The sequence below is a fragment of the Mariniradius sediminis genome, from assembly GCF_021491425.1.
GTDB classification, from domain to species: Bacteria; Bacteroidota; Bacteroidia; order Cytophagales; family Cyclobacteriaceae; genus Mariniradius; species Mariniradius saccharolyticus.
Genome location: NZ_JAKEVZ010000030.1, coordinates 1 through 11,199, shown reverse-complemented (window position 1 = coordinate 11,199; position 11,199 = coordinate 1). Strand labels below are relative to the sequence as shown.

The 11,199-nt window shown below is 42.8% G+C and carries 12 protein-coding genes; 1 reads left to right on the top strand and 11 read right to left on the bottom strand.

The annotated features are described in order from the left end of the window. Nucleotides 1-130: 130 nt before the first annotated feature. From L0U89_RS20070 to L0U89_RS20035, 8 genes are all read right to left on the bottom strand, one after another. On the bottom strand, nt 131-943 hold the full coding sequence (locus L0U89_RS20070) for a hypothetical protein (protein ID WP_234863165.1): 813 nt from the start codon (nt 941-943) through the stop codon (nt 131-133). 304 nt (nt 944-1,247) lie between these two features. Further along, nucleotides 1,248-1,988: a DUF2490 domain-containing protein gene (locus L0U89_RS20065; protein ID WP_234863164.1), complete on the bottom strand. Its 741-nt coding sequence runs from the start codon at nt 1,986-1,988 to the stop codon at nt 1,248-1,250. Nucleotides 1,989-1,996: 8 nt separating this feature from the next. Beyond that, on the bottom strand, nt 1,997-2,578 hold the full coding sequence (locus L0U89_RS20060; RefSeq protein ID WP_234863163.1) for a hypothetical protein: 582 nt from the start codon (nt 2,576-2,578) through the stop codon (nt 1,997-1,999). 24 nt (nt 2,579-2,602) lie between these two features. After that, nucleotides 2,603-2,875 carry a hypothetical protein gene (locus L0U89_RS20055; protein WP_234863162.1) on the bottom strand — a complete coding sequence of 91 codons (273 nt, stop codon included), beginning with the start codon at nt 2,873-2,875 and terminating at the stop codon, nt 2,603-2,605. A 64-nt stretch (nt 2,876-2,939) separates the two neighbouring features. Next, a complete protein-coding gene (locus L0U89_RS20050; protein ID WP_234863161.1) occupies nt 2,940-3,386 on the bottom strand; it encodes a YqhA family protein in 447 nt (148 codons plus the stop codon). Nucleotides 3,387-3,417: 31 nt separating this feature from the next. Then, a complete protein-coding gene (locus tag L0U89_RS20045) occupies nt 3,418-5,094 on the bottom strand; it encodes an arylsulfatase (protein ID WP_234863160.1) in 1,677 nt (558 codons plus the stop codon). Between the two features lie 22 nt (nt 5,095-5,116). After that, nucleotides 5,117-5,680 carry a DUF4136 domain-containing protein gene (locus tag L0U89_RS20040; protein ID WP_234863159.1) on the bottom strand — a complete coding sequence of 188 codons (564 nt, stop codon included), beginning with the start codon at nt 5,678-5,680 and terminating at the stop codon, nt 5,117-5,119. A gap of 24 nt (nt 5,681-5,704) precedes the next feature. Continuing rightward, nucleotides 5,705-6,382 (bottom strand): hypothetical protein, encoded by a 678-nt coding sequence (locus tag L0U89_RS20035; protein WP_234863158.1) that lies wholly within the window; start codon nt 6,380-6,382, stop codon nt 5,705-5,707. Between the two features lie 414 nt (nt 6,383-6,796). Here L0U89_RS20035 and L0U89_RS20030 point away from each other — a divergent pair, with 414 nt between their 5' ends. Then, entirely contained in the window at nt 6,797-8,287 is a 1,491-nt protein-coding gene (locus L0U89_RS20030; protein WP_234863157.1) for a tetratricopeptide repeat protein, read from the top strand. A 207-nt stretch (nt 8,288-8,494) separates the two neighbouring features. Here L0U89_RS20030 and L0U89_RS20025 read toward each other — a convergent pair whose 3' ends face one another. The 3 genes from L0U89_RS20025 to L0U89_RS20015 form a co-directional block, all read right to left on the bottom strand. Then, nucleotides 8,495-8,917 (bottom strand): hypothetical protein, encoded by a 423-nt coding sequence (locus L0U89_RS20025; RefSeq protein ID WP_234863156.1) that lies wholly within the window; start codon nt 8,915-8,917, stop codon nt 8,495-8,497. Nucleotides 8,918-9,602: 685 nt separating this feature from the next. Continuing rightward, on the bottom strand, nt 9,603-10,214 hold the full coding sequence (locus L0U89_RS20020; protein ID WP_234863155.1) for a hypothetical protein: 612 nt from the start codon (nt 10,212-10,214) through the stop codon (nt 9,603-9,605). A gap of 270 nt (nt 10,215-10,484) precedes the next feature. Beyond that, nucleotides 10,485-10,949 (bottom strand): pyrophosphohydrolase domain-containing protein, encoded by a 465-nt coding sequence (locus L0U89_RS20015; RefSeq protein WP_008624988.1) that lies wholly within the window; start codon nt 10,947-10,949, stop codon nt 10,485-10,487. Nucleotides 10,950-11,199 lie beyond the last annotated feature (250 nt).

The following is an 11,199-nucleotide window of genomic DNA, read 5'->3' as shown; positions in this document are numbered from 1 at the left end:
TCCTAGCCCCGCCTGACCGAAAAACGATCCCGTTTTCGCCAGCCAATCAAAAATCCCAAAAATCTACCACTTCCTTTAAAAAACTTCTATTTCCTTGATTCAAGGGGAGGTTGTGCAACGGTTACCCGTGTTACTGGCTGGTTTTCTTCTCAATTGTCACTCGTTTATAGTCAATAATATTGTCTTGGTTTCCTGTTATTGTGTCAACGTGAAAATGTTCTCTCAGAAGTAAAAATTCATTGTCACTAATCCATTTTACATCTGTCGGCCCAAATATAGTTTCCTTGCTAAATTCTGTTTTTAAACTGTCTGCAAGTATAGAATATAATTCAAGTCCATTGAAACTATATCCCGCTTCAAGGTCTGTGTTAGTCGCTAGAATTTGTTTGTTGTCTAATGAAATGTAAGGTAAACCACTTATGTATTTTTTAAAGCCACTTTGTCTATTTACAAGCATCCAACAATTCCCTTCACCCCATTGAACTCTTAATAAGTAGTAGCCAATTTTGTCAAAATAGTGTTCAAAGTTGTAACCTTCATCTTTCTCATTGTCCCATTTTAAAAAACTTGTTGTCTTACCGTTAGCAAGCTTTAAAACCAACGTTGAGTCAGTCGTGAAGAAATAGTCACGAAACTTGTCAGCAAGATAAGATTGAATTTTTTCAGCTCTGTTATGCCAATTACCAATGGTATCTGTCAAGTTAATGCGATAGTTTAAGTCGCCATAAATATCGGTTGGTGGAAAACTGTCTGAATTATAAAAAGTCAAAACATAGTTGTCCGCTGTAAGTGTGTCTAACGTCATTACTGAAATCTGACTGCTTGTTGTATTGTTTCTCTGTCCGCAAGAAACAAAAATTATAAGTGTCAATATGATTGTTAATTGTCTCATTTTAAACTTGCCAGTAACGTCTCGCTTTCCACAATTAATTGTGGAAAGCATTCCGATTTGGCGTGCTTTCCACAATATTGTGGAAATATCTTCTATAAAACTAAGTAGTTTTTCATATATTCAGATTGTCCAACGGACTTTTTATTTCGTCAAGTCCCGTGGTCGTGAGATGGGTTTAGATCTTTGGAACCAAATACCAACGAACGATAAAAAAGCCCCGATCCTTCAATGGCTCTTCTTGATCCAAATTTCTTTGCCTTAGCGTCTTTTGCGGCAAGCCAGACCTTCGAGGTTCCAAAAACCTCAAAGGTCGTCCTCAGAACAGAACAATCCGGTTTTTGGATTTGCCCAATCCCTAATTTCCATTTCCCTGAAGTCTGGAAGGCTTGTTCAAAAATTGCTTTACCCGAAAACGGAAGATATTGTCGGTGTTGTTGAAATTGCCATCAATTGTGTTTTTCGATTGCTGAATGGTATAGACAAATTCAAATCGGAAACTATTGCTAAGCCGATAGCCCAAGCCTGCCCTCAGCCGAAAACGGTTTGCAAATCGTTCTTCCAGATCCTGATCGAAAACCAAAAAGTACTCCGCATCCAACATGCCATACCAAAGTTGATTCCCAGCAAACATGGATTTTTTGTTGATCGGAACAATCGTCTCTGCCCTGATTCTCGAGCGCTGACTGTTTTCCCACTGTGCGCTTTCTTGGTCGCGCTGATTGCGTTGCTCGAAGCGTACAAGCAAACGGGTTAGTATTCTTTTTTGGGGCGTGAAATGAATCCGTGTTCCCAGCATTCCCCTTAGTTCCACCGTGTTGGTGGTCTCATTCTGAAAGGTGTTGCCCAGCAGGAAGCCGCCCATCAAATCCACGTGCTTCGAAATGGTCCATTCTGGGGTGGCCTGAAATTCGAAAGATCTCCACTTGGGCGCACCCAAGACGGTGCTATAGTTTGCGGCCAGTTCCACGTTGTACACCTTGGCAAATGGAATGTTGAACATGTATTCATTCCAGATTTGCTTGCTCGACTCCTGCCCATGAACCTTTCCTGCAAATAGCACAAGCAAGATGAAAGAGAAAGATCGAAGCAGCGACATGACGAAACCTATTTCTTCCTAGCGGTCCTCGAAAAAAACTTGCTGAACCCTACACCAAACATCCAGCTGTCATAAGCATCAATTTTGTTGTCGTATAGCAGATTTAGACTCAGCTCCAACCCTTTCCCAAGCTCGAATCCATACTCTATACCAAGATTAACGACGGTGAAACTCTCCTGTTTTTCAAGTTCTCTTCCCGCTCCTGCCGACACCAACAAATTTTCCATAGGTTTAAAAAGTAACTCGCCGGTGATCACCACCGGGAAGGAACGTTCTATAATGATTTCTTCCCGGCTCTTTTCGATTTTGTATTGTTGGAGAATGACGGTATTGTGAACACCAAAACCGATCCTATCATTGATCCAGTAATCGTAATTGATACCCCATGCCGGTACAATGAACATGTTGCTTTGGCCTGCAATATTGTCTGCTGCGGGAATGAAAGCATTTGCCATCAAAATGGTCAGGCGATGCTTGCCGGATGCCTCTTCTTCAACCGGATTTTCGGATTCCGTCTGAGCGTTTACACGGAAACCCCCCAATAAAAACACCAGGAAGACAATAAACACGATACTTGCTGGCCACTTCATAGAACAATCCACGGAGCTTGATGCTTAGAACTGTTTATTCAAGTGATGGTAGGCAATCTGGGCCATATAGGGGAAGTATGGCAAAGATTCAATAAGTCCCTTGACTGTGGATTCGTCTACGTTTTTGAAAATCAAAACAGCATCCTTTTTTGAAACCGAAATGAAGAAGCTTTCCAAAATGCCTTCATCCTTCCAGCGGGCCACAAATTCCATTTCCTTTTTCGGCAATTCAGGATTCGATTTGATTGTTTCTATTCCACTATCCGAAAGGGTGATCAATACCATTATGCTGTTCATTTTTTTTTGTCTTTTTATCATTGAAGATTTTACGCCTGCTGTCTATGTCTGAAAGCTGGACTTGCTAGTGCTTGAGCATTTTGGAACTCATGGAAAAAAGGAAAACCGATGCAGGAATGATCAATAAGGTCCACTCCAAGGGACCCGTCGAACGGATTACGTGAGTACCAAAGGTGATCAACAAGGTCAACAATATGGCATTCCAGGTCAGGTGTTTCAACTGATAGAAATCATCGATCTTCAGCCATGGCAAATTGATATGGTGGAAGCCTTTGAATTCCGGATAGAACATTTTCATGAAGCCCAGCGAAAGGATAAGGAAAACAAACGCGACCAAAAACAAGTCGAGTGACTCCACGATCTCCAGTCCAGGCTTTCCCGCAACCCCGTCCGCGTACAGTATGGCATATGCATGAATCGTCTTGTATACCCCCACACCAGCTGTGAAGACAAAATTCGCAAACATGGTCATAGAAATGACCAAGACAGTGCTTTTGAAAATCCGGCTCATAGATTGATTTTGCTTTTCTTGGCTAGGATGCTCAATGATCCCCCATCAGACTTCTACTCAACAGCGAGTCATAATGGCCTCGATGGTCAAAGACGTCGTTGGCTTTGGCATACTTCATCCACTCGTTGACCAAGGAATCCCGCAGGGCAGGAAATTGCTGGGAGAGGTCATTGGCTTCTCCCGGATCCTTTTCAAGATCAAAAAGCTGCCACTCACCAGTGCTAAATGGTGCGGGCAATCTTAAGACTTTCCATTTGCCTTTGATGTAGGCCTTTCTTTCAAATAGTTCCCAGCCCATTCCTGCACCGTCAGTATGAACTTCCTGGGCAGTCCCTGTCAGCACGGGCAGCAGTGATTTTCCGATCGGTTGCCTTACTGCCTTTTCTTTGAATTGGGCAGGATAGGATACTTTAGCAAGCTGTAAAACCGTAGGCATGAGGTCTGTTACATGGACAAAACTCCTGTTCCACTGTCCGGGATTTAGGGGGGCGTTGGGGAGTTTAATCATCAAAGGAGCCCTGATTCCGCCCTCTGAAGCGAAACTTTTAAACAAACGGAAAGGTGATGACGAAGCCTGTGCCCAGCCCGGTCCCATTTCGACAAAGGAGTTTGGCAATCCGCGGTTATCCAACTCGTTGTTGAAAGCCCCCAGGTATTTTCCATCCGCGTTGCCTGGATAGGTGGTGGCCATGACACCATTGGCGCCGTTGTCCGACATGAATACGATCATTGTATTGTCATACAAGCCCTGTTGCTTGAGGTAATCGAGCAAGCGACCAATACTCATATCGAGGTATTCGACCATCGCGGCATAAACTTCCATATCCTTCGCAAACTCCGCCTTTTGTTCGGGACTCAGCGTGGACCATTGAGGGATACCACTAGGCGCAAACGAGTTGACATCCGAAGAGATGATGCCCAAGGCCTTCAGGTTGTTGAGCCTGAGTAGCCGCAGCGAATCCCAGCCGGAATCGAATTTGCCTTTGTACTTGTCAATATACTCCTTGGGCGCCTGCAGGGGGTCATGCGGGGCAGTGTAGGAAGCGTAGATGAAAAATGGCTTCTGATCGTCTTTGTTTTTGTCGATGTAGTGAATCAGCGTATCGGTGTAGTTCTTGGTCGAGTAAAAATCCGCAGGAAGTGTGGCGATTTTCTTTCCGTTTACCCGGTAGTCCATTACCTGAGGCGGCGAAAGCGGCTTCTGATCGGCATAGTGACTTCCTCCTCCCTGAAGAAGTGCAAAGGATTCCTCAAAACCGCGGTCAGAGGGGATTTGTCCTTCATCGTCACCCAAGTGCCATTTGCCTGCCATATAGGTATGATAGCCACTCTCCCTCAGCAGTTCAGGGATGGTCACCACCTGATTGTTCAAATGCCCCGAGTATCCAGGGAGGTTTGCCACAGCCGGATAGCTGACTTCGCTCATGATGCCGACTCCCGCGACGTGGTTATCATTACCAGTCAGGAGTGCAGAGCGTGTCGGGGAGCATGTTGGCAGCACATAGAAATTTGAAAACAGCATTCCCTCCTTGCTAAATTGGTCCAGCACAGGCGTATTGATATTTCCGCCAAAGGGTCCAATGTCACTGAAGCCCAGATCGTCTGCGACAATAAAAAGGATGTTAGGCCTTTGGGGAAGTATCTCTTCGTTTTGTTTTTGGCCACAGGCCGCCAATGCAGCTAGAATAAATGGGAATAGTTTTTTCATCTTATGTGATTGATTCAGTACATCACTTTTGTTTAGGTTGGGGAGGGAAACCTGCGAGAATTTTCGCCACAGCAGCAGGAACCTCGGTTTCCGGTTTTTTCAATCCTGTATCTATTTCTTTGTTTCCTGTGCCTTGCCAAATCAAGTGCTTGGTCGAAGCATCTATAATATCAATTACCAAGGATCCTTCCCTAAGCTCCGAAACATTATAAACCGTAGATCCTCCTACATAGGTCGGCCCCCATCGGTATGGCCGGTAGTAACCACCATAGTTGTAATAGTTGGTTGATGTCACCTGCTTTTCTTCCGTTACGATAGCCGTTGCATTCACCAACAGGTCTGGATTTGTCAAATCTTCTTTAAAACCTTTTTTGACCAACTCATCCCTTATCGCGTTGATTATTCTTTGCTGATTGAGTTCGCTCAATCCCGGGCCTTTGTCGGTAAGCTGATAAAATGAAAAAGTCTGAAACCTGCTAAAGTCGGCTTTGGTATCATAGTCCGTGATGACCTTCAGGGGGGAACTGCACGCAATCACCATAAAGTTCAACAGGAGAAGCAACATGATTTTGGTTGTGGCTTTCATATTCATCAGAAATTAAATTTAGCTTTATTTTATTCGAATTGTATAGTCTTGATTCTTTGCGTCGATATTCATTTTTTGAGCAGGCAGGTTTAGCGTAGTCGTAGACAGGTGGCTTGTCCCATTGCTGAACTTCTCATAGTTCAATTTGCCCTCTATCTTATCCTGGCCCAATAGGCTAGTGAACTCTTTGTAAGTGAACAGGTGGGTGTTTGGGTCGACCCTTACCAGCAATCGGTCACCTTTGACATGTACATCATCAGCGACGGCTTCTATCAATCCGTCCTTTTCAGTTACCGTCGCTTTGCTGAAAAAATCCAACAACTCACCTTTCGTCATAAAGGTATAGTCTAGGGCTAGCTTAAGTGCCTTTTCGATGTATTCGATCTTTTCTTCGGCGGCATTTGCTTGGGCTTTGCCCCGGAACCCTGGCTTTTTCTCTACGGTAGTTTCAGCATCCACCATGTTGGTTTCCAATTTACCATCAGGCGTATAGCTGAACTCCGTGATTGTCGTCAATTTCAATTGGCTTTCGATAAACACATCCGACCTTCGTTTCCAGATGTATTCTTTCAATTTAAGCTGATTGGCTTCTTCCGCTTTAGAAATATCCAAGGACAATTTTTCCCTATCTACTTGGGCTTGAACCAGGGAAATGGAAACAAAAAGAACGGAAAGTACTACAATGGTTTTTTTCTTTTTCATGTGGATTTATGGTATTGCTTTGGTAAACAGTCGGTTATTGGCTCTTTGTTATTTCACATATGGCGCCATGATCTTTTAGCTGCATCAAGTTTGATTCTTCATCCGCACCTCACTTCCGCGACAAGGTTGAACCTATCCAATAATTAGGACGGCATGTTTCAAGATTGGAAACCTTGATTTACGGCTTGGTCATTTTGTTTTTAAGGTCCTGAAACTTCAAAAAAGATTGGCCCCTGTTCCTATGAAAGCCGCATTTTTGTATCGAATTACGGGTCGAAACTAAAAATTTGTAGTTTTATAAATCCTTCAATCCAGTTAATTAACAGTAAAATGGCAGCGAGTTCACCGATCCCTAAACAAGAGATAATTGACCAACTGAATCGAATATTATTGTTTTCGGTGTTTAGCAATTCAATGATATTGTCAGGATTTCTCAGGTTTATAGTGGAGGAAACACTGGAAGGGAGAGCGAATTCACTGAAAGAATATACGATCGGAACGAACGTGCTGGCAAAAAAAGTCGGGTATGATCCTCAGGCAGATGCTTCGGTAAGAATCCATGCGGGAAGGCTTCGAAGGGCGCTGTTTGAATACTACAGCGGTCCTGGTCTTAGTGATCCTATTATCATTTCCGTTCCAAAAGGTGCCTACATACCAAGTTTTGAATTGATTTCTCCATCTATCAAATCGGCTTCGACACAGACTCAAAAATTCATTTTCAAACCGACTTTGGCTGTCCTTCCTTTTCACTGCTTGGGAGAAAATGACCTGCAAAATCTAGCGGATGGTCTTTGTGATCAGATATGTACCGAGTTCACAAATTTCAATGAACTCACGGTGGTGTCTTATTATTCCTCGCGAAAAATGGCTTCCCAGGGAATTGATTCGAAAGAAGCCGCGCTGCTGTTGGATGCAACCTACCTGATTACCGGAAGTATTCAATCAAACAAAAATCTGATTCGTATTCGTGTCCAACTTATTCAAAGTGGCACAGACCATCAGGTATGGGCCAGTTCCTATGAAAGGGAAAAATCGGAGATGGGCACTTTTACGATTCAGGATGATATTGTGAAGCATGTGATAAATCAGATTGGAGGCAGTCATGGAATTATTTTCCGGGAAGCAGCAAAGGCATCACCGATTAAGCATGCGCTCGATGTAAAGGTGTATGATGCAGTTTTTTGGTATTACTACCTACTCAACGATCTGAATGAAGAGACATTCAAAAAAGGGTTGGCGGTCATGCAAAATACCGTTCAGCTGGATCCCCAATATGCTTTAGGTTGGGCCATTCTTGGAGAGACCTATGTGGCGGGATTTTTTTACGGATATGAATGCGCTGTCTTGGATCCTTTGGAAGAAGGCGTGAAATGCGGGCAAAGATCGCTTAGCATCGATCCGCGCTGCCAACATGCGTATCAAACACTTGGTCTTGCCTACCTTTTCCAGCATAGACAAAAAGACTGCATGACAATCATTGATCAATGGATAAGGTTAAAGTCGAAGGCTACCGGGATTGCGGGTGGATTGGGATTTTGTCTGATTTGCGCTGGCGAGTATGAGCGTGGGTATGGCTTGTTGAGTGAATCCATTCAGGTGAACCCATACTATCCGTGGTGGTTTAACGCTGGTCTGAGTATTTATCACTTTCAAAAACGGGAGTTTGAAGATGCCATATACTGGGCCGAGAAAATGCAAAGACAAAGCGTTATATGGGACTTGATTCTGAAAGCCGCCTCATACGCCGAATTGAAAAATCTTGGTACCGCTAAAATCCTTACCCAAGAGCTGATCCAACTTATTCCTGATTTTTGGGCTTTATCGAAGCATATTCTAGGATCCTTTCTGCAATCGGACGAAATGATCGATCGCTTGTCGGTAGCACTCAAGAAGGCTGATCGATAGCGTCTGACTTTGAAAAAAGGTCCCAACCAATCTCTGCGCTCCCATTCCACCGAATTGATGAATTCAGCAAATTCAGTTCAGGGTTTTACTGCAGGGGTCAAATTCCTTATGCAGTCGGGGCGAGAAAAAAGTCTGTTTTCTTGATTCAACGGGAGGTTAAGCGACGGTTATGTGCGACGGTTACCGATGTTAGCGGGTCGTTGTAAATTATTTTGCCTGTTTTATTTTCCATTTTTTCAGTCCTCCTACTAAATACAAAAGTCCAACGAAAATCGCTATTAGTGAGTAGGTGTTTTCTAATAATGGACTTGCTTTTTGCCAACCTATATCAAAAATAAGTTCACCTATTCCACGTAACAAATAGATCCCTCCAATACAAAATACTATTGGTTTTAATAATGGTAGTTTTTTATACCTGTTATCAGCCGAAAGACCATACAGGCCCATTATATAAAATAAAACTCCTACTACTATTGTAATAAAATAAGGATACAGAGTATGTATGTCTTGTTTAGCAAGAGCCATTCCCTCTGCTATACCAACAACTTCAAACATTTTTTCAGCCCAAAGCAATCCAACAATATGTAAGATTGCAAACAGAATATTCAGGTATCCGCCAAGTTTAAGCATAAGTCCAATTTATTTGTTGCTAAGTAAATTAGTCCATCAATAAGCAATAACCATTGTCATAGTTTTAAATGATTTTTGGGAAACTGTTTTGAAATTGCAATTGTCAAAGTCCAATCTACTGCATATCCTGAGAAATATATTTTCAATATTTGTAACAATATTTTTTCGTTATCAAAGAATTAAATAAAGTTAATAACTCCAGGTGCGATTGAAGCAAAAAGTAAGTCAAACGAAACCCAATGCCAACTACATCTTGCCATCTTTCATTTCTCTCTTTTTTGAAAAATTTCGTTATTCCATTCTTTCGGATTGTTTACTTTCTATTCCTTGTCACCCACAGAAAGTGTGAAGAACAAATGCTAAAAGTGTCAAGAAGTTTACTATCAAAATTGCTGTGTTAATATTTCTATTTTTCTGTTTCGTTATGTTGTCTCTTTACAATTTTGACTAACGTACATAAAAATCCCTAAGTCCCGCTTGGTTGGATCCATCAGACTGGGTGTCCATTCAGAATCAGTTGGGTCCCTTTGGCGCCGGTAGCATACGAAGTCAACCTTTCAAAAGTAGGGGAAATGACCGCTAACGGTTTGGGGCTTGGCGTTCGGGCAGGTTTCGAAGCACAAAGCTTCATTTAAGCACTGAACCCGCTTTTTTGCCAAACGCCTGTTACAGCCTGTTTTTCTTTTCACCTGATTACTATCCAATCCGTATGTGTTGTCAGCTGTTTTGGTTTTGAAGGCACTTCCAATTCAGGATAGTCACCAATTTCTGTCTGCTTATTAGTCCTAAAAACAAAAGCCCAATTGTTCGTTTTGTCCTGAAAAAACTCTCCACCACTCATTAAATCTTGGTTAACTGTCAAGTCTGGATATTTTTCAATGAGATCTTCAACTGTAGAGTTTGGATTAAGTCCGTTTGTTGTCAGTAAGTTTTTATGTGCCGCAATTATTAAAAGCAAAGTGTCGGTTTCCAGTCTTGGGATTAGTCCAAACAATAATTCGTCACCCAAATAATATAGATACGCTGGACTTCCACCACCAAATCCGAAATTTGTTGCTTCGTCTGTTTTCTTTTTCAGTCCAGTAAACTGTTTTTCTGCTTCCGTAATAGTCATACCTATTTTAATTTCACCTAATTGTCCTTTACGGATTTTGAAATTGTCAAAGTCGATGTCAACAGATTGCTCGGATTTCTTTTCATTGGTAGAAACCGTTCCAGCTTCATTGTTTTCTGTCCTAGTTGTCGAATTGCAGCCAAACAAAAAAAGTCCAATTAAAAATGTCGATATGCGCTTCATAATAGTGTCGTTCTAAAATTGGAGATAACTTGTTCATATCCCTGACGACTTTCAGGCTTAGCATACCGCATCTAGGCTGCTAAGCCTGATTTCCTGCCCGTATTGATCAGGGTTTATTAAAACTATGGAATTATCACAAATCGTCAAAGGGCGATTTGGTTTCCCGAAGTCTTGATACTCATAATTGGATGAAAATCTCCATTTAAAAATCCACCTTCCCCTCTCCGATTCTTGGTACATCGTACTTCGTATTTCTACCTCGTCATCCCCTCATTTCAAAAACTCCCTCAAATCCGCCGGAGAATAAAACACCGACTTCAGCGTCTTGCGGTCCTCGGTACGATAGACCAGATAGAGTTCTCCGGACTGCTCAAAGTGGCAGTCTACGCCCTGGCTTTGGTAATGCGCCACGGTGGCTTGGGCCTCCTCGATCGTTTTGCAGGCTTTGCTCATATTGGAGCGCTGCACCTCGTCAAACAATGCCTTGAACTTTTCCGCCAAGCCAAATTCCAATACCGCACCCGACAACACGTACTGCAAGTCGCAGAGCGCGTCGGCAATCTCCACGATGTCCTTGTTGCGGATGCCCGCCTCCAGTTCCTTCAGTTCCTCAGCCAACAGTGCCACACGCAGTTGGCAGCGTTTTTCGTCCGGTACCTGCGGAAAAGGCAAAATCGGGTGCTTGAAGGTCTCGTGGAATGCAGCTACGGATGTGAGGCTCTTGGGGTCTTGCATGGCTTGTCTTATTTTCCCCTAAAAAACAAAAACGGGACGAATCCGCCCCGTTTTTTCTGAAATTTCTATTCTATCCTCTCCGCGTTCCCTTGAGGGAAGGGAGACTCCAAAGCCTTAAAGTTCCTTTGTGTGTGCCTAAAATAGGTTGACGGTTTTTTGTTAGTTGAATTGAATTTTTAACTGGTTTGGATCGAGCCTTTCAGCCCTTTCCTGGGTATATATTTCCATTTTAGTTCTTTTTTCAATCGGT

Bases quoted from the DNA above. Each gene is read 5' to 3' on its own strand.
- L0U89_RS20070 (WP_234863165.1), bottom strand. From the start codon at position 943: ATGCTTTCCACAATTAATTGTGGAAAGCGAGACGTTACTGGCAAGTTT.
- L0U89_RS20065 (WP_234863164.1), bottom strand. From the start codon at position 1,988: ATGTCGCTGCTTCGATCTTTCTCTTTCATCTTGCTTGTGCTATTTGCA.
- L0U89_RS20060 (WP_234863163.1), bottom strand. From the start codon at position 2,578: ATGAAGTGGCCAGCAAGTATCGTGTTTATTGTCTTCCTGGTGTTTTTA.
- L0U89_RS20055 (WP_234863162.1), bottom strand. From the start codon at position 2,875: ATGAACAGCATAATGGTATTGATCACCCTTTCGGATAGTGGAATAGAA.
- L0U89_RS20050 (WP_234863161.1), bottom strand. From the start codon at position 3,386: ATGAGCCGGATTTTCAAAAGCACTGTCTTGGTCATTTCTATGACCATG.
- L0U89_RS20045 (WP_234863160.1), bottom strand. From the start codon at position 5,094: ATGAAAAAACTATTCCCATTTATTCTAGCTGCATTGGCGGCCTGTGGC.
- L0U89_RS20040 (WP_234863159.1), bottom strand. From the start codon at position 5,680: ATGAAAGCCACAACCAAAATCATGTTGCTTCTCCTGTTGAACTTTATG.
- L0U89_RS20035 (WP_234863158.1), bottom strand. From the start codon at position 6,382: ATGAAAAAGAAAAAAACCATTGTAGTACTTTCCGTTCTTTTTGTTTCC.
- L0U89_RS20030 (WP_234863157.1), top strand. From the start codon at position 6,797: ATGATATTGTCAGGATTTCTCAGGTTTATAGTGGAGGAAACACTGGAA.
- L0U89_RS20025 (WP_234863156.1), bottom strand. From the start codon at position 8,917: ATGCTTAAACTTGGCGGATACCTGAATATTCTGTTTGCAATCTTACAT.
- L0U89_RS20020 (WP_234863155.1), bottom strand. From the start codon at position 10,214: ATGAAGCGCATATCGACATTTTTAATTGGACTTTTTTTGTTTGGCTGC.
- L0U89_RS20015 (WP_008624988.1), bottom strand. From the start codon at position 10,949: ATGCAAGACCCCAAGAGCCTCACATCCGTAGCTGCATTCCACGAGACC.